This window comes from Tardiphaga sp. 768_D3_N2_1, assembly GCF_052076105.1.
GTDB lineage: Bacteria > Pseudomonadota > Alphaproteobacteria > Rhizobiales > Xanthobacteraceae > Tardiphaga.
Window position 1 is genome coordinate 2,072,579 of sequence record NZ_CP197245.1, and the last position, 19,722, is coordinate 2,092,300.

20 protein-coding genes and 1 riboswitch are annotated in these 19,722 nt (G+C 61.0%); of the genes, 12 read left to right on the forward strand and 8 right to left on the reverse strand.

The annotated features are described in order from the left end of the window. The first annotated feature begins 26 nt into the window (after positions 1 to 26). The gene (locus AB8A27_RS09515) at positions 27 to 1,430 is read left to right on the forward strand and encodes a peptidoglycan DD-metalloendopeptidase family protein (protein ID WP_441241692.1); all 1,404 of its coding nucleotides are present in this window, start codon (positions 27 to 29) and stop codon (positions 1,428 to 1,430) included. A gap of 170 nt (positions 1,431 to 1,600) precedes the next feature. Next, a riboswitch (cobalamin riboswitch) is annotated at positions 1,601 to 1,812 on the forward strand. 104 nt (positions 1,813 to 1,916) lie between these two features. Further along, on the forward strand, positions 1,917 to 4,292 hold the full coding sequence (metE, locus tag AB8A27_RS09520) for a 5-methyltetrahydropteroyltriglutamate--homocysteine S-methyltransferase (RefSeq protein WP_441241693.1): 2,376 nt from the start codon (positions 1,917 to 1,919) through the stop codon (positions 4,290 to 4,292). A 53-nt stretch (positions 4,293 to 4,345) separates the two neighbouring features. Here metE and AB8A27_RS09525 read toward each other — a convergent pair whose 3' ends face one another. Continuing rightward, entirely contained in the window at positions 4,346 to 5,317 is a 972-nt protein-coding gene (locus AB8A27_RS09525) for an ATP-binding protein (protein WP_441241694.1), read from the reverse strand. A gap of 192 nt (positions 5,318 to 5,509) precedes the next feature. On the opposite strand from AB8A27_RS09525, the gene yajC reads away from it, so the two are divergent. From yajC to AB8A27_RS09550, 5 genes are read left to right on the forward strand one after another with little or no spacing between them, the layout of a single operon-like run. After that, positions 5,510 to 5,875: a preprotein translocase subunit YajC gene (gene yajC, locus AB8A27_RS09530; protein ID WP_092142573.1), complete on the forward strand. Its 366-nt coding sequence runs from the start codon at positions 5,510 to 5,512 to the stop codon at positions 5,873 to 5,875. A gap of 46 nt (positions 5,876 to 5,921) precedes the next feature. Further along, complete coding sequence (gene secD, locus AB8A27_RS09535; RefSeq protein ID WP_115028687.1) at positions 5,922 to 7,520, forward strand: protein translocase subunit SecD; 1,599 nt, start codon at positions 5,922 to 5,924, stop codon at positions 7,518 to 7,520. Between the two features lie 31 nt (positions 7,521 to 7,551). After that, positions 7,552 to 8,553, forward strand: a complete 1,002-nt coding sequence (gene secF, locus AB8A27_RS09540; protein WP_441244865.1) for a protein translocase subunit SecF — start codon at positions 7,552 to 7,554, stop codon at positions 8,551 to 8,553. Position 8,554: 1 nt separating this feature from the next. Beyond that, positions 8,555 to 8,938 carry an Mth938-like domain-containing protein gene (locus AB8A27_RS09545; protein ID WP_441241695.1) on the forward strand — a complete coding sequence of 128 codons (384 nt, stop codon included), beginning with the start codon at positions 8,555 to 8,557 and terminating at the stop codon, positions 8,936 to 8,938. Between the two features lie 24 nt (positions 8,939 to 8,962). Then, positions 8,963 to 9,805, forward strand: a complete 843-nt coding sequence (locus AB8A27_RS09550; protein WP_441241696.1) for a phytoene/squalene synthase family protein — start codon at positions 8,963 to 8,965, stop codon at positions 9,803 to 9,805. Here the strand turns inward: AB8A27_RS09550 and AB8A27_RS09555 are convergent. The 3 genes from AB8A27_RS09555 to AB8A27_RS09565 all read right to left on the reverse strand — a co-directional run bounded on the left by AB8A27_RS09555 (position 9,797) and on the right by AB8A27_RS09565 (position 12,717). Next, on the reverse strand, positions 9,797 to 10,900 hold the full coding sequence (locus tag AB8A27_RS09555) for a serine/threonine protein kinase (RefSeq protein WP_441241697.1): 1,104 nt from the start codon (positions 10,898 to 10,900) through the stop codon (positions 9,797 to 9,799). The two genes, AB8A27_RS09550 and AB8A27_RS09555, sit on opposite strands and share 9 nt — an antisense overlap. Before the next feature lie 30 nt (positions 10,901 to 10,930). Continuing rightward, positions 10,931 to 12,364, reverse strand: coding sequence for a methylenetetrahydrofolate--tRNA-(uracil(54)-C(5))-methyltransferase (FADH(2)-oxidizing) TrmFO (gene trmFO, locus AB8A27_RS09560; protein WP_441241698.1), 1,434 nt, complete (start codon positions 12,362 to 12,364; stop codon positions 10,931 to 10,933). Between the two features lie 200 nt (positions 12,365 to 12,564). Beyond that, the gene (locus AB8A27_RS09565; RefSeq protein ID WP_081421766.1) at positions 12,565 to 12,717 is read right to left on the reverse strand and encodes a DUF1127 domain-containing protein; all 153 of its coding nucleotides are present in this window, start codon (positions 12,715 to 12,717) and stop codon (positions 12,565 to 12,567) included. Between the two features lie 775 nt (positions 12,718 to 13,492). Here AB8A27_RS09565 and AB8A27_RS09570 point away from each other — a divergent pair. Continuing rightward, the gene (locus AB8A27_RS09570) at positions 13,493 to 13,723 is read left to right on the forward strand and encodes a hypothetical protein (protein WP_441241699.1); all 231 of its coding nucleotides are present in this window, start codon (positions 13,493 to 13,495) and stop codon (positions 13,721 to 13,723) included. Positions 13,724 to 13,782: 59 nt separating this feature from the next. Here AB8A27_RS09570 and AB8A27_RS09575 read toward each other — a convergent pair whose 3' ends face one another. After that, positions 13,783 to 14,595: a lytic murein transglycosylase gene (locus AB8A27_RS09575; protein WP_441241700.1), complete on the reverse strand. Its 813-nt coding sequence runs from the start codon at positions 14,593 to 14,595 to the stop codon at positions 13,783 to 13,785. Positions 14,596 to 15,198: 603 nt separating this feature from the next. On the opposite strand from AB8A27_RS09575, the gene AB8A27_RS09580 reads away from it, so the two are divergent. Beyond that, positions 15,199 to 15,573 (forward strand): DUF3597 domain-containing protein, encoded by a 375-nt coding sequence (locus AB8A27_RS09580; RefSeq protein WP_441241701.1) that lies wholly within the window; start codon positions 15,199 to 15,201, stop codon positions 15,571 to 15,573. A 118-nt stretch (positions 15,574 to 15,691) separates the two neighbouring features. Next, a complete protein-coding gene (locus tag AB8A27_RS09585) occupies positions 15,692 to 16,486 on the forward strand; it encodes a fumarylacetoacetate hydrolase family protein (RefSeq protein WP_441241702.1) in 795 nt (264 codons plus the stop codon). A gap of 856 nt (positions 16,487 to 17,342) precedes the next feature. Here AB8A27_RS09585 and AB8A27_RS09590 read toward each other — a convergent pair. Both AB8A27_RS09590 and AB8A27_RS09595 read right to left on the reverse strand, forming a co-directional pair. Then, entirely contained in the window at positions 17,343 to 17,615 is a 273-nt protein-coding gene (locus AB8A27_RS09590; protein ID WP_092142605.1) for a GNAT family N-acetyltransferase, read from the reverse strand. Beyond that, on the reverse strand, positions 17,612 to 17,896 hold the full coding sequence (locus tag AB8A27_RS09595) for a GNAT family N-acetyltransferase (protein ID WP_441241703.1): 285 nt from the start codon (positions 17,894 to 17,896) through the stop codon (positions 17,612 to 17,614). The genes AB8A27_RS09590 and AB8A27_RS09595 overlap by 4 nt, the downstream gene beginning before the upstream one ends. Before the next feature lie 284 nt (positions 17,897 to 18,180). Between AB8A27_RS09595 and AB8A27_RS09600 the strand changes: the two genes are divergently transcribed. Next, complete coding sequence (locus tag AB8A27_RS09600) at positions 18,181 to 18,585, forward strand: SPW repeat domain-containing protein (RefSeq protein ID WP_439093250.1); 405 nt, start codon at positions 18,181 to 18,183, stop codon at positions 18,583 to 18,585. A gap of 67 nt (positions 18,586 to 18,652) precedes the next feature. On the opposite strand, the gene AB8A27_RS09605 is transcribed toward AB8A27_RS09600, so the two are convergent. Further along, positions 18,653 to 19,288, reverse strand: a complete 636-nt coding sequence (locus tag AB8A27_RS09605) for an HAD-IA family hydrolase (RefSeq protein WP_441241704.1) — start codon at positions 19,286 to 19,288, stop codon at positions 18,653 to 18,655. Between the two features lie 222 nt (positions 19,289 to 19,510). On the opposite strand from AB8A27_RS09605, the gene AB8A27_RS09610 reads away from it, so the two are divergent. Next, positions 19,511 to 19,651 (forward strand): hypothetical protein, encoded by a 141-nt coding sequence (locus AB8A27_RS09610; RefSeq protein ID WP_165826921.1) that lies wholly within the window; start codon positions 19,511 to 19,513, stop codon positions 19,649 to 19,651. Positions 19,652 to 19,722: the final 71 nt, after the last annotated feature.

The window sequence follows — 19,722 nt, forward strand, 5'->3', positions numbered from 1 at the left end:
GTTTGTTGCGTATGAGTGAGTAACCAATGTCCAGCGTTGTCGAGTTGCTTTACTCGCGCCGCGCTCCGCAGGTCGCGGTGCTGGCGCTGATGTCTATCGGTTTTGCCGGCTGCAGCGCCGACATGCAGACACGCCTCTCTCAGAATCCAAGTTTTGAATCGGGGCAATCCCGTGGCTTTGGCTGGCAGGGCGACACCACCGGCTCTGTGCCGCAGCAAGCACCACGCGCGCCGGTCGAGCGCCGGGAGCTGCCGCAGTATCAGCGCCCGGCCTATAATCCGCAGCCGCAGTATCAATCCCAGGCTTTGCCGCCGCCGATCTCCGCGCCGCAATCTTATCCGACGGCTCGTCCGGTTGCGTCGGCTGCTCCCGTCAGCGGGGGCGGCAACGGTATGTATACGCCGCCGCCCGCACGTGCGCCGATCGAAACCACCGGCTCCACGGCACCGCGCTCGGTTGCAGCAACCAACGGCCTTGCCCGTGATGGCGGCACGTCGATCATCGTTGGCACCAGCGATACGCTTGATGGCCTGGCGAAGCGCTACAATGTTTCGTCGGCCGCGATCCTGCAGGCCAATGGCTACAAGGGTCCACGCGCGCTGTCGCCTGGCCAGTCGCTGATCATTCCGCGCCAGGGCGCCGCGGCAACTCCGGCCGTTGCTGCTGCTCCGAGCAAGCCTGCCGTCGGCGCGTCGACCACGCATTTCGTCAATCGCGGCGATACGCTGATGAGCATCTCGCGCCGGAACAACGTGCCGGTCGCCGAACTCGCGCGCGCCAATGGTTTGGCGCCGAATGCCCAGCTGAAGCTTGGCAGCAAAATCACTGTGCCCGGTGCACGTACGGCTTCTGCGGCTCCCGCAGCCGCGCCGCTGGCTGCGCCCGTCGCAGCCGTGACGGCCGCTCCGGCTGGCGCAGTCACGTCCGCTGCCGTGGCCCGTGTTGCGTCTGCCGAGCCCGCACAGAAGGCCCGTCTGGCAAGCGCCACGACGACGCCTGAAGAAACCGCGCCGGAATCGCCGACTAAAGCCGCTGACGCAACCGGCGCTTTGCCGACGTTCCGTTGGCCGGTGCGCGGCCGCGTGGTCACAGGTTATGGCGCCAAGACCAATGGCAAGTCCAATGACGGCATCAACGTCGCCGTGCCGGAAGGCACGCCGATCAAGGCTGCCGAAGATGGCGTCGTTGCCTATTCAGGCAATGAGCTGAAGGGCTACGGCAATCTGGTTCTGGTTCGTCACTCCAACGGCTACGTCACCGCATATGCCCATGCGAGTGAGCTGATGGTGAAGCGTGGCGAGACCATCAAGCGCGGTCAGGTGATCGGCAAGTCCGGGCAGTCCGGTGAAGTCACGTCGCCGCAGCTTCACTTCGAGATACGCAAGGGGTCGTCGCCGGTCGATCCGCTGCAGTTCCTCAACGGCGCGTAAGCGCAATCGACGAAGTGTAGTTCGTATTCACACAAGCCCGGCCTCGTGCCGGGCTTGATGCGTTTGATCTCGGGGCTGCGGCCCACTCCAGCTCTGGAATCTTCAATGCGCCGCTACGCGTGGGCAGAGTTAGCCCGCGCGTGCTCTGTTGACTGCTGCGCGATGTTGCCCATATGTGAAGCCGTCGTGGTTCTTCGGGAAGGTTTGCCCGAAGCTAAGAGGGAAGCCGGTGAGGCGTTAAGCCAAGGCCGGAGCTGCCCCCGCAACTGTAAGCGGTGAGCCGCTGTCCATTAAAGTCACTGAGACCTGCAAAGGTTTTGGGAAGACCGGACAGCAGCATTGACCCGCGAGCCAGGAGACCTGCCTCGACAACATAAACGTCCTCGGGCGGGGTGTCCCGGTGGTGCGGTTGCGATTCCGCGGCTGCCGTCGTGGAATCCAGACGTGTCACTTTGGCCTTTTGCCCCCAATCATTGGGGTTAAGCCATGTCTACTGTGTCAAAGTCTACTTCTTCAAAATCAACTACCTCACTTCCTGTTGCTACATTGGGTACGCCACGGATCGGTCCGCGGCGCGAACTCAAGATGGCGCTGGAAAGCTACTGGTCCGGTGCAATCGACGAGAATGCGCTGATCGATGTCGGCGTCGGGCTGCGTGCCGCCAACTGGGCACGTCAAAAGTCGCTCGGGATCACGGTCATGCCGTCGAACGACTTCTCCTTCTACGATCAGGTGCTCGATACCAGTGTCATGGTGGGCGCGATTCCGAATATCTATGGCTGGACCGGCGGCGACGTTTCCTTCGCGACCTATTTTGCCATGGCGCGTGGATCGCAAGGTGCCGCGCATGACGAGGCCTGTAAGCATAGGCCCCACGCGCATGATGCGTCCCACGGCGTGCCAGCGCAGGAGATGACCAAATGGTTTGATACCAACTACCACTTCATGGTGCCGGAATTGACGCCGGATCAGACCTTCAGTCTCGCGTCGCGCAAACCGCTCAGGGAATATGAGGAGGCGAGGTCACTCGGCTATCAGACGCGGCCTGTGTTGGTCAGTCCCGTGACTTATCTGAAATTGGCCAAGAGTGCGGATGCGTCATTCGATCCGCTGACACTGCTCGATCGATTGCTGCCTGTTTATGTCGAGGTACTCGGCGAACTGGCCGACAAGGGCGCCGAATGGGTTCAACTGGACGAGCCATGTCTGGTGCTCGATCTCGACGCCCTTGCGCAGAAGGCGCTGCAGCGGACTTATGCCGCTTTTGCGGAAGAGGTCCCGCAACTCAAGATCATGCTGAACACTTACTTCGGCGAACTCGGCGATAATCTCGATCTGGCGCTGTCGCTTCCCGTCGCCGGGCTTCATCTCGATCTGGTCCGCGCGCCGGATCAGTTCGATGAAGTCGCGGCAAATGCGCCGAAGGACATGGTCCTCTCGCTTGGCGTGATCGATGGACGCAATATCTGGCGGTCCGATCTGTCCAGTCTGCTCGATGGACTGGAGCCCATGGTTGATCTGCTCGGGCGACATCGCGTGGAACTCGCGCCATCCTGTTCGCTGTTACATGTGCCGATCGATCTCGGCCTTGAGACCGAGCTCGATCCGGACGTCAAAAGCTGGCTGGCTTTTTCGATCCAGAAGATGGAAGAACTGGCCGCGCTTGGTGCTGCGCTGGCCGGCAGTCGCGCAGATGTCGCTGCAACGCTTGCCGCGTCTGATGTCGCGGCGGCTGCGCGACTGGCATCGTCGAAGATCCACGACCTTGCTGTCGCGAAGCGCGTCGCCTCTGTCGATGCGACCATGCGTCGGCGCGGCAGTGACTTTGCCTTACGAGCAGGCGAACAGCATCGACGCTTCAAGCTGCCGGCATTCCCGACAACGACCATCGGTTCGTTTCCGCAGACCACGGAAGTGAGAAACGCACGCGGAGCCCATGTCAGGGGCGCACTCAGCGATGCCGCCTACAAGACGTTCCTGCAGAACCAGACGGCGAGGGCGGTGCGCTGGCAGGAGAATATCGGGCTCGACGTGCTGGTGCATGGCGAGTTCGAGCGCAACGACATGGTGCAGTATTTCGGCGAGCAACTTTCCGGCTTCGCCTTCACCAAGCATGGCTGGGTGCAGTCCTATGGCTCCCGCTACGTCCGGCCTCCCGTGCTGTTCGGCGACGTGTCCCGGCCGCATCCGATGACCGTCGAATGGTGGCAATATTCGCAGTCGCTCACCGAACGGCCGATGAAGGCGATGCTGACAGGACCTGTCACCATCCTGAACTGGTCGTTCGTGCGTGACGACATTCCCCGCGAGGTCGCCTGTCGCCAGATCGCGCTCGCGATCCGCGATGAGGTGGCGGATCTGGAGAAGGCCGGCGCCGGCATGATCCAGATCGACGAAGCGGCGCTCCGTGAAGGGCTTCCGCTGCGCAAGTCGGAATGGAAGTCCTATCTCGATTGGGCCGTGGAAAGCTTCCACATCTGTTCGTCGGGCGTGCGGGATGACACGCAGATCCATACGCACATGTGCTATTCGGAGTTCAACGACATCATCGATGCGATCGGCGCCATGGACGCGGATGTGATCTCCATCGAAACGTCACGTTCGAAGATGGAGCTGCTCGATGCGTTCAGGACTTACAAATATCCAAACGAGATAGGTCCCGGGGTCTATGACATCCACTCGCCGCGGGTGCCTGAAACGCGCGACATGGTCGATCTGCTCAAGCTTGCACGGCAGCGGCTGACGGACTCCCAGCTCTGGATCAATCCCGATTGCGGGTTGAAGACCCGGAAATGGGAGGAGGTGCGGCCCGCACTCGTCAACATGGTCGCTGCAGCACGCGAATTGCGAAATCTGGTCTAGGGAAAGCCAGGCACCGCCCCGTTGTCATGACGGGGCGGTTACTTTGCCGCGCGTTAATTCACCGCCAGCTTCACGCCTAGACGTCCGGCAAGCTCCTGCACGAACTGCCAGGCGACACGGCCTGACCGCGAACCGCGGGTGGTGGACCATTCCAGTGCGTCTCGCTCTAGCTCGGCGGCGTCGATCTTGATGCGGTAATGGCTGCAATAGCCGCGGACCATGTCGAGATATTCGTCCTGGCTGCATTTGTGGAAGCCGAGCCACAGGCCGAAACGATCCGACAGCGACACCTTCTCCTCGACGGCTTCGCCGGGATTGATCGCCGTCGAGCGTTCGTTCTCGATCATCTCGCGCGCCAGCAGATGGCGGCGGTTCGAGGTCGCATACAGGATCACGTTGTCCGGCCGGCCTTCGATGCCGCCTTCAAGCACAGCCTTGAGCGACTTGTAGGACGCATCATTGCCGTCGAAGGAGAGGTCGTCGCAGAACACAATGAAATAGAAATCCGAGACACGGATCTGCTCCATCAACGCCGGCAGGCTTTCGATGTCTTCGCGATGGATCTCGACCAGCTTGAGGCGGCCGGCAACGGATTTACTGGCATTGACCGAGGCATGGGCCGCCTTGACCAGCGATGACTTGCCCATTCCGCGCGCGCCCCAGAGCAGCGCGTTGTTGGCCGGCAGGCCGTTGGCGAAACGCCGGGTATTCTCGATCAGGGTGTCGACCTGCTGATTGATGCCCTGCAGCAAGCCAATATCGACCCTTGAAACCTTGGGCACGGGGGCCAGGCGCCCGTCGGGATGCCATATGAAGGCTTCGGCGCTGGCCAGAGAATCGGCATTGGAGCGCTTCGGCGCCGTGGCAGCCATGCCTGCGGCAATGGCTTCGAGGGCGAGGGCGATCCGCTCCTCCGTCGGGGGAGCGGCGGCTGGTCGCGGACGTTTTGCCGCGGTCTTCGTCGTGCGGATCGCCGGAGCTTTTTTGACAGGGCGACGGCTTGTTTTATTGGGCTTTTTTGACATTTTTGACTTTCCTCAAGCCGCACCCATATCGAGCCCGGAACACATCCGCAAGCAGGACAAATCGCAGACAAATCAGAGGGGTTACCGCCGTTGCAATTGGGACGCCGGCCGCTATAGTCCGCGCGAATTTGCCCAACCGGCCGAACGCCGACGCGTCGCCGGTTATTTCCCAGCGTTCACGAGGACTTCCCGATGTTCATTACCCCTGCGTTTGCTCAGGCTGCAGCAGCCGGCGGCGACACCAACAGCATGCTGATGTCGCTGCTGCCTTTCGCCCTGATCTTCGTGATCATGTATTTCCTGATCCTGCGTCCGCAGCAGAAGAAGGTGAAGGACCACGCCGAGATGGTGAAGAACATCCGCCGTGGCGACACCATCGTCACCTCGGGCGGTCTGGTCGGCAAGGTCACCAAGGTGGTCGACGACGAGCAGGTTGAGTTCGAACTCGCCGAAGGCGTTCGCGTGCGTCAGCTCCGCACGATGATCTCGGGCGTGCGCACCAAGGGTGAGCCCGCAAAGGACAAGGCTGAGGCCAAGGACGACGCGGCCGCGAGCTGATGCGTTTGCGCGTCGCCATTATCTGAGAATCTGACGGGTCATCTCGATGTTGTATTTCACGCGGTGGAAGGCGCTGGCGGTCATTCTGACAGCGCTCGTGGTCTGCCTGTTCGCGGTTCCGAATTTCTTCCCCGAAGCCACCGTGAAGACCTGGCCGAAATGGGCGCAGCGCCATCTGGTGCTGGGTCTCGACCTGCAGGGGGGCTCGCACATCCTGCTCGAAGTCGATGCCAATTCGGTCAAGAAGGACAAGCTCGACCAGGTGCGTGACGACGTCCGTCGCACGCTGCGTGACGCCAAGATCGTCTATACCGGTCTCGGCGTTCGTGGCGACAATGTCGAAGTCCGCATCACCAAGGATACCGAGTACCAGACGGCGCTCAGCAAGCTGCGCGAACTGTCGCAGCCGCTCGGCGGCCTGATGGGGCAGAGCGGTCAGCGCAGCCTCGAAGTCTCCGATGCCGGCAACGGCCTGATCCGTCTCTCGGTGCCGCAGGCAGCGATCAATGATCGTATCCGCCAGTCGGTCGAACAGTCGATCCAGATCGTCGAGCGCCGCGTCAACGAACTCGGTACTGTCGAACCGCTGATCCAGCGTCAGGGTCTCGATCGCATTCTGGTGCAGGTGCCGGGCCTGCAGGATCCGACTCGTCTGAAGGAATTGCTCGGCAAGACCGCGAAGCTCGACTTCCGCATGGTCGATACATCGATCCCGGCCGAGCAGGCGCAGGGCAGGGTGCCGCCCGACTCTGAAATCCTGATGAGCTCGCAGTCGCCGAAGACGCCTTATCTCGTGAAGAAGGAAGTGTTGGTCTCCGGCGCCGATCTGACTGACGCGCAGCCGGGCTTCGACCAGCGCACCAACGAGCCGATCGTCTCATTCCGCTTCAACACGTCCGGGGCGCGCAAGTTCGCCGACGCCACGGTGAAGAACGTCAATCTGCCCTTCGCCATCGTGCTCGACAACGAAGTGGTGTCGGCTCCGGTCATTCGTGAGCCGATCACCGGCGGGTCCGGCCAGATCTCCGGCAGCTTCACCGTGCAGGGCGCCAACGATCTGGCGATCCTGCTCCGCGCCGGCGCGCTGCCGGCTCCGCTCTCGATCATTGAAGAACGCACGGTCGGTCCGGGCCTCGGCCAGGACTCGATCGCGAAAGGCGAACTCGCCGCCTATGTCGGGTCTATCCTCGTCATCGTCTTCATGCTGCTGACCTACCGCCTGTTCGGCCTGTTCGCCAACATCGCGGTGACCATCAACGTGCTGATGATCTTCGGCATCCTGTCGTTGCTCAACGCCACGCTGACGCTGCCCGGCATTGCCGGCATCGTGCTGACGGTTGGCATCGCCGTGGACTCCAACGTGCTGATCTATGAGCGCATCCGCGAGGAACTGCGCGCCGGGCGCACCGCGATCTCGGCGATCGACGCCGGCTTCAAGCGTGCGCTGGCGACGATTCTGGATTCCAACATCACGACATTCATCGCCGCTGCGGTGCTGTTTTACATCGGCACCGGACCGGTTCGCGGCTTCGCCGTGACCTTCGGCATCGGCCTCGTCACAACGGTCTTCACGGCCTTCACTGTGACCCGCCTTATCGTCGCCGGCTGGGTCAGGTGGAAGCGGCCGACCAGCGTGCCGATCTGAGTTTACGGAGCAGACTTTGACAACGACACAAATGGTTCTGGCAGGTCTGGGCGCGCTGATCGTCGTTCTGTCGATCGTGGCAATCTTCGACCTGTTGCCGTCGCTCCGCATCGTTCCCGACGATACGAAGTTCGATTTCACGCGCTTTCGCCGCATCTCGTTTCCGATCTCGGCGGTGCTGTCGATCTTCGCGATCACCCTGTTCTTCACGCACGGGCTGAACTTCGGAATCGACTTCAAGGGCGGTACGTTACTTGAAGTGCAGGCCAAGTCAGGGAATGCCGACATCAGCGCGATGCGCGCGACGCTGGCGGCCCTGCAACTCGGCGATGTGCAGCTGCAGCAGTTCGGCGGCCCGGCCGATGTGCTGATCCGTCTGGCCGAACAGCCCGGCGGCGATGCCGCCCAGCAGGCGGCGGTGCAGAAAGTCCGTACCGCGCTCGGCGACAGCGTCGAGTATCGCCGCGTCGAAGTGGTGGGGCCGCGTGTGTCCGGCGAATTGCTGGCTTACGGCATGCTCGGCCTGATCGTCGCGATCATCGGCATCCTGATCTATCTCTGGTTCCGCTTCGAATGGCAGTTCGCCCTGGGCGCCATGATCGCCAACGTCCACGATATCGTGCTGACCATCGGCTTCATGTCGATCACGCAGGTCGACTTCGATCTTACCAGTATCGCCGCGCTGCTGACCATTCTCGGCTATTCGCTGAACGACACCGTCGTCATCTACGACCGTATTCGTGAAATCCTGCGCCGCTACAAGAAGATGCCGATGCCGGAACTCCTGAACGAGTCGATCAATTCGACGCTGTCGCGCTCGATCATCACCCACGTCACCGTGACGCTGGCGCTGCTCGCGCTGCTTCTGTTCGGCGGCCATGCGATCCACTCGTTCACTGCCGTGATGATCTTCGGCGTCGTTCTGGTCGGTACCTACACATCGATCTTCATTGCGGCCCCGATCCTGATCTATCTCGGTGTCGGAGAACACCGCGAAGACGCCGACAAGCCGGCGGCGAAGCCGAAGCCCTGAGATGCCGGTCGATCCCGAAGCGCCTCACCTTCCGCGCTCGGCCGCCATCGAAGCCTACGGCAAGGGCGGCTTCCACTTCGACACCATGTCGCATCAGGGCTCGCTGCTGTGCCTGCCCGATGCGGTCTGGGCCTGGCCGGTCACCAAGGCCAGCGAGATCGATCGGCATTCGCTGCGGCGCGTGTTCGAAGGCGCTGCAGGCATCGATACGCTGATCATCGGCACCGGCAACGAGGTCTGGATCGTGCCGAACGATCTGCGCAACGCCCTGCGCAATCTGCATGTGGTCATCGATGCGATGCAGACCGGTCCGGCGATCCGCACCTATAACGTCATGATGGGCGAACGCCGCCGCGTTGCCGCCGCATTGATCGCAGTGCCATGAGTATCTGGCCATGAGTGCCGTCCTGTGAGCGCCGATCAGGCCTCCGCCGCGTTTTGTGCGGATCTGGTGCGCAGCCACGACTTCGACCGCTACGCGGCGACCTTGTTCGTACCCGCCGACAAGCGTCGCGCGCTGCTGGCGCTCTATGCGTTCAATACGGAAATCTCGCGCGTCCGCGAGCTTGTGAAGCAGCCATTGCCCGGCGAGATCCGGCTGCAATGGTGGACCGACATGCTGGCGGGCGTCGGTCATGGCGACGTCGAACAGAACCCCGTTGCGGCCGAATTGCTGCTGGCGATCCGCACGCATGATCTTCCCGTCGACAGGCTGTCCAAGCTGATCGATGTGCATATCTTCGATCTCTACAACGATCCGATGCCGGATCTCGCACTGCTCGAGAGCCATTTTCGCGATACGCTCGGAACATTGTTGTTCTCGTCGGCAAAGATCCTTGGCGACGGGTCTGAGGCCAGCACGCATGTCGCCGAACATGCCGGGCTGGCCCAGGGCGTCGCGCGGATCGTGGCCCGTCTGCCCTATGACACGATGCGGCGGCAATTGTTCGTTCCACAGGACATGCTGCTGCAAAACGGCAGTAGCGCTGATCAGGTATTTGCCGGCAAGATGACGCCAGGCATCCGCGCAACGCTGGATCGGCTGATATCGGGCGCGCAGGAACAGCTCGCGACTGCGGAAGGGATGCTTGCGGATGTGTCCCCGGCTGCGCGCGGGGCGTTCCTGCCGATGGCGCTGGTGAAACATGATCTAGAGCAGATGGCGCGGCCGGATCACGATCCGTTCGAGCTTTATGTGAGATCGCGGCTACGGACGTTGTGGACGCTGTGGCGCGCGTCGCGATCAGTGTGACGTCAATTTCTGGTCTGTCGTCTCGAAGTTGAAACGATCGCGCAGGTTCTTCCGGGACTCCAGAATGCCTTTCAAGAATGCGCGGTCCGCGTCGCTGGTCATCAGCGGCTCCAGCAGATCGACCTGGTTCATGGCGACGAGCTGCAGTACCTCGGTGCGAATGCGGCCTGAGGCGTCGCGGGGCAGGGCTGTGACGACCTGCAGGTGCTCAGGTGGCTTTGCAGCCTTTGCTGCAGCCAGTGCACCCTGCAGCTTCGTTTCCAGCGCAACGTCATCGGCCTCGACGAATGCATAGAGCCCGACGCCAGTGCGCCGGTCGGCGAAGGCGACGATAGATGCGTCGCGCACCGCCGGGTTCTGCTTGATGATTTCGAGGAGTGGCGGCGCATCATTGACGAGGCGTTTGCCGCCGCCTTCGCGGTCGGTGAAATTGAAGATGCCGCGGGTGATGGCGCGATAGACTTTCTTGCCGGTCATCAGCCAGATCCGCGCCGGCAGCGACTTCTTCGACAGGATCTGCTTTTCCTTCGGCGTGAGCAGCTCCGGCGCGTAAGTGCGCTTGTGCTTCAGGAGATGACGCAGGTCTTCATAGGCCGCGATGCGAAACAACTGGCTGTGGGACTTGAAGCAGACTGCGAGCTGGAAGTCGGTGACGTAAGCCAGCCCGTCGCTGCCGCGCAGCCAGTTCTGTTCCTTGGCGAGATCGTTATGGCACACGCCCATGCGATGCAGCTTGCGCAGGGCCAGCTTCGCCGACTTGAAATAGCGCGCGTCGCCGTGCGGTTTGGCGAGATGCAGTGCGACGCCATCGATGAAGCCGCGCACCAGTGCACGGTCGCCGGCCCAGAGCAATTCAGGTCCGACCCGCAGATCGCGCGCCAGCATCAGTGCGCGGCGCTCCCGGGTGAACAGATGCAGCGCCAGCGGATACGACCACCACGGCACCTGATCGAGTCGCCGCAGCACTGCATCGACTTCTCCCGATGACGTGCGGTAGCGACCGCGTTCGACAGTCGAGAACACGTCGCGTTTCAGCAACACGCCTTCGGTCCAGGTCTTGGACAGCGCAGCGGCGTCCTGTGGCGGCAAACTCATCGCACAATCCTGAAAATCAAAGTGCCGGCGTCATGCCGCAGTCGCAACGGGCAGGCTGGCGGCAATCCAGCCGTCCATATCAGCCAGCGCCCGCACGCTCATTGCCTGCTTCTTGGCAACGGTCTTCTCATTGCCGCGCAGCCGCGAACCATCGGGTTTTTTGGTCGGCGCTTGAGCCAGTGGCGGGAACAGTCCGAAATTAATGTTCATCGGCTGGAACGAGCGCGGGCCGGCGTCGACGGTCTCTATATGGCCTCCGGTGATATGGCCGAGCAACGAGCCTAGCGCCGTCGTTACGGGCGGCGGCGGCAGCGACTGCCTCTTGGCATCTGCTGCCGCATAGAGCCCGGCGATCAGGCCAACGCTGGCCGACTCCACATAGCCTTCGCAGCCGGTCATCTGGCCAGCGAAGCGCAGGCGCGGCTGCGCCTTGAGGCGAAGTTGCTCGTCGAGCAGCTTTGGCGAGTTGAGGAACGTATTGCGATGCAGGCCGCCGAGGCGGGCGAATTCGGCATTCTGCAGACCCGGGATCATCCGCAATACCTGCTGCTGCGGGCCGTATTTCAGTTTCGTCTGGAAGCCGACGATGTTGTAGAGCGTGCCGAGCTTGTTGTCCTGGCGCAGCTGCACGATGGCGTAGGGCTTGACGAGAGGATCCCTGGGATTGGTGAGACCGACCGGCTTCATGGGTCCATGGCGCAGCGTCTCGCGGCCGCGCTCGGCCATCACTTCAATGGGCAGGCAGCCATCGAAATAGGGCGTGTTGGTTTCCCACTCCTTGAAGTCGGTCTTCTCGCCCGCCAGCAGCGCGTCAATGAAGGCGTCATACTGTTCGTGGGTCATCGGGCAGTTGATGTAGTCGGCGCCGTTGCCGCCCGGTCCAACCTTGTCGTAACGTGACTGGAACCAGGCGATCTCCATGTCGATCGAGTCTTTATGCACGATCGGCGCGATGGCATCGAAGAAGGCCAGCGCGTTCTCGTCGGTCAGCCCACGGATGCCGTCCGCGAGCGCTGCGGAGGTCAATGGCCCCGTCGCAACGATGACGTTGCGCCAGTCGGCAGGCGGCAGGCCTGCGACTTCGGCGCGGTCGATGGTGATGAGAGGGTGATCGTTCAGCGCCTTCGTCACGGCATCGGAAAAGCCGTCGCGATCCACGGCCAGCGCGCCACCGGCGGGCACCTGGTTGGCATCGGCGCAGCGCATGATCAGCGAGCCCAGCTTGCGCATCTCGGCGTGGAGCAGGCCGACAGCGTTGTTGAGCGCATCGTCAGAACGGAAGGAATTGGAGCAGACCAGTTCGGCGAGGCCATCGGTGCGATGGGCGTCGGTCATCCGGTGCGGCCGCATCTCGTGCAGGATCACGGGAATGCCGGCATTGGCGACCTGCCAGGCGGCTTCCGAGCCGGCGAGGCCCGCGCCGATCACATGGACGCAGTCGTCTGGGTTTGGGGCTGTTGTCATGGCCCCGCATGTAGCGCGTTTCGGCGCGAAGTGGAATTCGCTTCGCGGAAATTCGGTCGTTTAGCCAAAGCTTTGAAGATGCTTTGGTTTGAATGCATGTGGGTCTGAAGATGGTATCTTCAGGGAACCACGATTGCGCCCGCGCGAGGCGGGCGCAATCCGTGAAACGTCAGGCAGGACAGACAGACCGTCCTGACGGATCAGCCGTTGTAGGCGCCAGAAGCAACACGCGGAATGTCCGAACGGTCGAGACCGATGTCGGAAAGCTCGCGATCGCTGAGCTGGGAGAGTTCGGCAACGTTGCGCTGATAGTCGCGGAACGCTTGGATCATGCGGATGAATGAAAGCAGCATTTTGGTTTCTCCTTCGGCAGACGATTCATCTCTTGTGAGGTGCCTCGCTGTTGAAGTGAATATAGATGACGATATCGCAGTGCAGCAGTGGAGATGTTGCGATGCAGCTACTCGGACATCGCATAGCTCGCGCAAGGAATGATTAACCTCTTGGCGATGAGAGGCGATTTTACAGGCAGGGTGCGTATTTGGGCACCTTCAGGGCCGACTGAAGGCATTAATTAGTCAGTTAAATCATGCGTTTGAAGGCGGTCTAAAGCTCAAACGGATGCCAGAAGCGGAACAGGCTCAATAAGCCCTTTCTAGCCCCAATCGGCCAGCTTTGTGGGCGGCTCCTCGCAAGTTCCTGTCTGGCTCCGCTATGCGTGATTCGCATATGAGCATTAGGAGTGAATTTTAAATCATCCTTACGCGAGGCTTACGAGGCGACTTTTCTCTAAACCGCATGCGTGAAGGCAAATACATATGCAACTCGAGGTCCTGCCGAAACGCGATTGCTGTTAGCCTTCGGAGGCACATCAAAAGGCCGATGGCGCGGCGTCAGTGAACTCGCGCGAATTACATTTGCGTAAGTTTGTTGCTCTCGATTTCTGAAGTGTCAAAAAGCTGAGCGTTCTTGGTGGCGATAACAACCGCCTCACATTCAATTCACTGCGGCTGTTATTTCCTGGATCGCAGCCGGACGTATCAATTCCTTCCACAGAATCCGGCAATGGCGTCGGTTCTGTTGCGAAGGACAAACAAGATGATCACAAGATTACTGGGAGCGGCCGCCATGGCTGCTGTTGTGTTCGCTGCGGTGCCGGCTTCGGCCGCCCGTATGGAAGGCTGTAGCGGCAGCAACCTGCTGAAAGCTGAAACCGCTGTCGAAGCGTTGCCGGACGGCGATGCGAAGTGGGTTGCGTTCAAGGAGATGACAGATGCGCAGACCGCGTTGCTCGACAACAAGATGCGCGTGTGTGCGGTCCATCTGACCAAGGCTATGCATGTCGGCATGACGAAGTAAGATCACGGGAGGGGCCGCTTGCTGAGGAGCGGACGGCCCTTCCATTATCCCATAAGAGCTTATGGTTCTTTGGCGAGCTGACTGGCGAAATAGGCGATGGTCTTCGAATAGACCTCGCTCTTGTTCCACTGCTGAATGACCGCGAAATTCGCAGTCCCCGGCGCAAAATCCTGATCGCGCTTCCAGCCATGGCTGGCGAGGTAGTTTGCCGTCGAGGCCAGCACGTCGGGCGCGCTGCGTAGCAGGTCGCGATGGCCATTGCCGTCGAAGTCGACAGCGAATTTCAGGTAGGACGATGGCATGAATTGCGTCTGGCCGATTTCGCCGGCCCAGGCGCCATGCATCTCGGCTGGCGCGAGGTCGCCGCGATCGACAATGCGCAGGGCGTCGAGCAATTCACCGCGAAACATCTCGGCGCGTCGGCAATCATAGGCGAGTGACGCAATCGCCCGGATGGTCGGGAATTTGCCGATGTTCACGCCATAGTCGGTCTCCAGTCCCCAGATCGCCACCAGCACCGGACCGGGCACACCATATTGCTGTTCGATGCGTCCGAGCACCGAGCCGTAACGCTTCAGCATGTCGCTGCCGCGACGCAGCCGTGGCGGCACCATGCGCCCGGAAAATTCCTCGAAACTTTGCTTGAAGACCTGCTGACCGCGGTCGCGCGACAGCACGCTGTTATCGAGGGTGACGCCGGACAGCGCTGCATCGACGGTCTTCTGCGAAATGCCCTTGCCGACAGCTTCCGTCTTGAAGGTGGCGAGCCAGCTATCGAAACTGCCGGTGCCGCAGGTCGGCGCAGCAAGGGCTGGAGCCAGTGGCGAGATCAGATATGTACCGAGCAGGAGTGTGCGAAGCAGGGCGTGCATGGTCTCAAGGCTCTCATTACGGTCATGACATGATGTCGCGACGATATTGCGCGACGAGCCTTCCGGCGAACCACGGCCAAAACAAGGCTGCAGCAGTGATATCAAAACAGCCCGCCGATTTCTCGGACAATTCTGCGAGAGGCCGGCGACCGAGTAAAATCACGTCAGTGTATCTGCGTTATTCGTCACTACTCCATTGAAGCAGTACGACCGGGAAATCGGCTGTTGCGCAGGGATGAGACTTCCAGTCCGGCGCGGCGTGGTCAGCACGTTGGAAGTGATTCCGCGCTCATCCGGTGGCGTCGTGGCTCATGCTTCGGTGAAAATGTCGTCCTACATTCACAGCGCTGCAATGCAGCGGCCGGGCTTTCGCCTCAATTCAGTCGGACCTTGCTACCGACGTCAAACGGTCTGTCGATGACTTTTCCAACCGGCTTGGACGGTTGGTTTGGGCAGTCGGCTTGGAGCAACTCTTCCCGCAGTCTATCGCGTCGCATTGGCAAGCGAGTGGTGGGCGGATACAAGTACGAACCGGCTGGTGCTGCCGGAACCAAAGACGGCACGAATTCTTCAATCTGTCACGAAAGCTATTGGGAGCGACATATGAGCATTTTCGGAAAGATCATGGGCGCGATTTTTGGCACCAGCGCCAGTGCAGCATCCCCTGATGCCGCGCCGGCCGCCGGTGGTTCGGCTCCAGCAGGCGCCGCGCCGATGGACAGTGTTGACGTTGCTGCGATCCTCGACAAGGCCGTGGCAGCCAAAGGCGAGAAGCTGGAATGGAAGACCTCGATTGTCGATCTGATGAAGGCGCTCGACATCGACTCCAGTCTGACGGCCCGCAAGGATCTTGCCAAGGAGCTCGGTTACACCGGTGACACCGGCGATTCGGCCAGCATGAACATCTGGCTGCACAAGCAGATGATGACCAAGCTCGCCGCTAATGGCGGCAAGCTGCCGGCCGACATCAAGCACTAAACTTTCCGTTTGGGACGGAGTTGAAGGCCCGCGCTCGCGCGGGCCTTTTTGCTGTGGTATACCAGCACACATAAATACAAGACCAAAAAACAAGACAAAACATACGAGGAGAAACACCATGGACCCCATCAACCGCAGAACGATTCTGACCACCGGTGCCGTTGCCCTGGCTGGCAGCGCATTGGCGGGCGAGGCGGCGCAGGCACAACAGGCCGGTCCCAAGGCCATATTCCCGGTCGCGGCGGTGACGATCCCCATCGTCGGCGAGACCGACGTGTTTCCGGTGCGCCGCATCTATTGCATCGGCCGCAACTACGCAGCGCATTCCCGCGAGATGGGATCGGATCCGACGCGCGAGCCGCCGTTCTTCTTCCAGAAGCCGACCGACGCGATCCAGAACGTCAAGATCGGTGAGGTCGCCGATCACCCGTATCCGTCGCTGACCAAGAACTATCATTACGAGGTCGAACTCGTCGCCGCGCTGAAATCCGGCGGCACCAATATCCCCGTCGATAAGGCGCTCGACCATGTCTATGGCTATGCTGTCGGACTCGACATGACGCGCCGCGACTTGCAGCGCGCCATGGGCGACGAGAAGAAACCATGGGAGATCGGCAAGAGTTTTGACCACGCCGCAGTCATCGGCCCGATCCATCCGGTTTCCAAGACCGGCCACATGACCAAGGGTCCGATCTCGCTCGCGGTGAATGGCACCGTGAAACAGACCTCCGATCTCGACAAGATGATCTGGAGCGTCGCCGAGCAGATATCGAAACTCTCGGACGCCTTCGAGCTGAAGGCCGGCGACATCATCTATTCCGGTACGCCGGAAAATGTCGGCCCGGTCGTCAAGGGTGACGTACTGCTGTGCAAGCTGCAGGGCTTGCCGGACATGTCGATCAAGATCGTTTGAGAGCGATTGTTTCCGCGCAGGCGCTGTCGTCCGATGTGAATGTCAAACAGCCACTGCTCTTCAGACATGCGTCATCGCCCCCATTGTTTGCGGCGCGGGGGCGCCGTCGTCTCTTGCATTCCCACCCTCTGTTGAGAGGGCGTGCGGAACGCCAGGTGCCCGTTGCACCCTTGGGCCTGATGCGAATGCGGTCGTCCGCAGTTTAGAGTGCATCAGGACTTTCGGAGGCGCAGGGCAAGGAAGTGCCCAGCGTTCCGCCTGCGGTGTTTTTTCGGTTGCTTGCGCGTTGCCATGGCGAACGATCCGATCACCAAAATTACAGTCCCAAGGCGAATGGGACAGGGTGCCTCAAGCGAGTAGGCCGGACGCGTCTTGATTTGGTCGTCCGTCACACTGTCCAGGAGTCTTTCCATCCGAAGGCCGGCCGTCTCCTTGCCAGTGGCAGTGCTGGCGCAGATCCGTCCTGCCCGAAGACAGACGTCACCCATGAACCGCGTGACGCCGCATCTCCGGCGTCCACCGCATCCCACCCCGCGAACGTGACGATCGCGATCGCCCCTCTCGGTGGGGGCAGGACGGAAGGGAATATAAACCTGATGGGGATGTTGTCAACGAGAGATAGGAAAAAATATTTAGGCGACTGCACCGCCCCACATTCGTCATTCCGGGGCGGCTGCGCGCCTTCGCGCAGGCGAACCCGGAATCTTGACGTGTTCAGCGCAAAACACTTCGGGATTCCGGGTTCGCACCCGGCAAGTGCCGGCCGCGCCCCGGAATGACGAGCGTGGGTCAGGTCCGCACGTCAGTAGCTTCGCCGCCTTCGTGCGTCCCGGAGTGACGTTGGCGGGATAACTGTCTAATTCACCAGATCCGCATAGTCCGGATGCTGGCGCAGATAATCCACCACGAAAGAACAACCTGCGACAACCTTCAGCCCATCCGCACGGATCAACGCCAGCGCGCCCTTCACCAGCTCCGAGGCGATGCCGCGGCCGCGCAGGGCAGGCGGCGTTTCGGTATGCGTGATGATGACGCGATCGCCGGCACGGCGATAATTCGCAAAGGCGACGGATTCGCCGACATCCAGCTCGAAGCGATTGAGTGCCTTGTTGTCGCGAACGCCGGTCATGCCGCGTCTTTCAGCAAATCCTGATAGTCCGCATGTTTCGCAATATATGCCGCGATGAAGGGGCACTGTGCCACGACCTTCAATCCCTGTGCACGGACGGCATCGAGCGCACCGCGGGCAAGCTGTGAGCCGATACCTCTGCCGGCCAATTCCTGCGGCACGACTGTGTGGACGAAAGTGATGGTATCAGACGTCCGGGTATATTCGGAAAAAGCGATATGGCCGTCGACCGCGAGTTCGAAACGGTGAAGCGAAGTATTGTTATAAACCGCGTTGCTCATTCTCATTCCATTCACAGGTGTCCGGGAGAAGGTAGCAGTCATTTCCAAACGGGGGCAATGCAGCCGCCGCATACTTCATCTGACAGGGGAAATCCGTGTCGCCGCGCAGGGCCTTCTGTCGTTCTGCGCGCCATGAAAAATGGCTTTGGCGTGGCCTTGCAAAGGCAAAGCGGGTTCCTACGTCAATTGTAGACATACGCCCCGAAGCGGCCGGATCGGTCGTTTGACAGTTGGAGTGTCATGCCAACGGCCGCTGACGTATGCCTCTTTTGGAGGAGGTCACGATGTCAGACTCTCGGTTTCTCGGTACGCATCGCACGTGGGAAGACTGGTTTGGCATGGCGCTTGGCGTCCTGATTGCGCTGTCGCCCTGGTTTCCTACGCAGAACGGTCATCAATATGCCGGGGGGACCCCCAGCGCCATAATCATTAACACGGTGGCGGTCGGCGTCCTGGTATTTGGCCTTGCGCAGCTTGAGTATGTCGCGCTGCAACGCTGGGAGGAGGTGGCCGCGATCATTCTTGGTCTGTGGCTGATCGTCTCGCCACTTTTCCTTGGTTATTCCGGCGACGGCATGCTCAGATTCATCCACACCTGCCTCGGCGGTCTCGTGGTGCTGCTGGCAGCACTACAGTTGTGGCAGGACTGGGATTTGAGTGATGGGGAAATGGCCCGGCACGGACAGTGACAACAGGCGATCAGGCCCGTCGGTCTTGTCATGAGGCCGGCGGGTCTCGTTTGTCTGTCGCCGGCCGTTAGCGTCTTGGCACAGCCAGCGCCGCGATCACTTCGTCGATCCGGGAAAACACATAATTCGGCGTGCGCGCTTCCAGGGCCGCCCCGCTGGTATAGCCCCACGTCACCGCGCCAAAATCGATTCCGGCCTCGCGCGCAGCGTCGATATCGCGGATCTCGTCGCCGATGCTGATCGTGTCATCGACAGAGATGCCGGTGAGCTCAAGGATACGCTGGAATTTCGCCGTCTTGCCGAACAGGCCGGCGCCACAGGCGAAATAGGCGACGTGCTGGTCGAGATCACCGAGCACGGCACGGACGTTATCCTCGCTATCCGAACTGACGATGGCGATCGTTATGCCGCGCGCCTTCAATTCACAGAACATGCGATCGACGCCGGGAAACAGATTGATGCGATCGATCTGCTGCGCCTTGCGCTTGCGCATGTCGCGCGCGATCAGCGGGATCCGCCATTTGGCGACACCGAGTAGCCGGATCAGTTCGCCGGCACCGACGCTCCGCAGCTCATCGATGCGGTCGCGTTCGACGCGCTGAAACTTGTGCTTGTCGGCGACGGAATTGACGACGCTGAGGAACCACGAAAAGCTGTCGGACAGCGTGCCGTCCATATCGAAGATGGCGAGCTTATAGGGCATGGCTGGCGGGCGGGGAGGTGGCCGGGGTCCTGGCTGGGTGTTTGGCAATGTCGGTCACGGGCTGGTTCTCGTCTGAGTCGTGGCCGATATGCGACCCGTCGCAAGGATGATCCCATCAGACCGGCATTTCAACCCGCATCCGCGCGGCGAAACGATGCACGAGCCGCACGCAAGCGTGCTAAGCCCGTCATGATCGTTTCATATCACCCGCAGGAGGCCTTGATGGCAGACGATAGACCGAACCAGAAAGGCCCCAACACCAAGAAGAAGCAGAAGTGCAAGAATTGCGAAGGCAAGGGTCTGCTGAAGAAGGGCGAGAAGGTGGTGAAGTGCCAGAGGTGTCACGGGACGGGGCTGAGGTGAGAGAAAGACTGGAGCCGTAGCCCGCATGAGTGGGGCGACCTGCGGGAGATTTCTTCGATGAGTCCCCAACG

Excerpts from the sequence above, each read along its gene's own strand:
- AB8A27_RS09515 (WP_441241692.1), top strand. The coding sequence starts at position 27 with ATGTCCAGCGTTGTCGAGTTGCTTTACTCGCGCCGCGCTCCGCAGGTC.
- metE (WP_441241693.1), top strand. The coding sequence starts at position 1,917 with ATGTCTACTGTGTCAAAGTCTACTTCTTCAAAATCAACTACCTCACTT.
- AB8A27_RS09525 (WP_441241694.1), bottom strand. The coding sequence starts at position 5,317 with ATGTCAAAAAAGCCCAATAAAACAAGCCGTCGCCCTGTCAAAAAAGCT.
- yajC (WP_092142573.1), top strand. The coding sequence starts at position 5,510 with ATGTTCATTACCCCTGCGTTTGCTCAGGCTGCAGCAGCCGGCGGCGAC.
- secD (WP_115028687.1), top strand. The coding sequence starts at position 5,922 with ATGTTGTATTTCACGCGGTGGAAGGCGCTGGCGGTCATTCTGACAGCG.
- secF (WP_441244865.1), top strand. The coding sequence starts at position 7,552 with ATGGTTCTGGCAGGTCTGGGCGCGCTGATCGTCGTTCTGTCGATCGTG.
- AB8A27_RS09545 (WP_441241695.1), top strand. The coding sequence starts at position 8,555 with ATGCCGGTCGATCCCGAAGCGCCTCACCTTCCGCGCTCGGCCGCCATC.
- AB8A27_RS09555 (WP_441241697.1), bottom strand. The coding sequence starts at position 10,900 with ATGAGTTTGCCGCCACAGGACGCCGCTGCGCTGTCCAAGACCTGGACC.
- trmFO (WP_441241698.1), bottom strand. The coding sequence starts at position 12,364 with ATGACAACAGCCCCAAACCCAGACGACTGCGTCCATGTGATCGGCGCG.
- AB8A27_RS09565 (WP_081421766.1), bottom strand. The coding sequence starts at position 12,717 with ATGCTGCTTTCATTCATCCGCATGATCCAAGCGTTCCGCGACTATCAG.
- AB8A27_RS09570 (WP_441241699.1), top strand. The coding sequence starts at position 13,493 with ATGGCTGCTGTTGTGTTCGCTGCGGTGCCGGCTTCGGCCGCCCGTATG.
- AB8A27_RS09575 (WP_441241700.1), bottom strand. The coding sequence starts at position 14,595 with ATGCACGCCCTGCTTCGCACACTCCTGCTCGGTACATATCTGATCTCG.
- AB8A27_RS09580 (WP_441241701.1), top strand. The coding sequence starts at position 15,199 with ATGAGCATTTTCGGAAAGATCATGGGCGCGATTTTTGGCACCAGCGCC.
- AB8A27_RS09585 (WP_441241702.1), top strand. The coding sequence starts at position 15,692 with ATGGACCCCATCAACCGCAGAACGATTCTGACCACCGGTGCCGTTGCC.
- AB8A27_RS09590 (WP_092142605.1), bottom strand. The coding sequence starts at position 17,615 with ATGACCGGCGTTCGCGACAACAAGGCACTCAATCGCTTCGAGCTGGAT.
- AB8A27_RS09595 (WP_441241703.1), bottom strand. The coding sequence starts at position 17,896 with ATGAGCAACGCGGTTTATAACAATACTTCGCTTCACCGTTTCGAACTC.
- AB8A27_RS09600 (WP_439093250.1), top strand. The coding sequence starts at position 18,181 with ATGTCAGACTCTCGGTTTCTCGGTACGCATCGCACGTGGGAAGACTGG.
- AB8A27_RS09605 (WP_441241704.1), bottom strand. The coding sequence starts at position 19,288 with ATGCCCTATAAGCTCGCCATCTTCGATATGGACGGCACGCTGTCCGAC.
- AB8A27_RS09610 (WP_165826921.1), top strand. The coding sequence starts at position 19,511 with ATGGCAGACGATAGACCGAACCAGAAAGGCCCCAACACCAAGAAGAAG.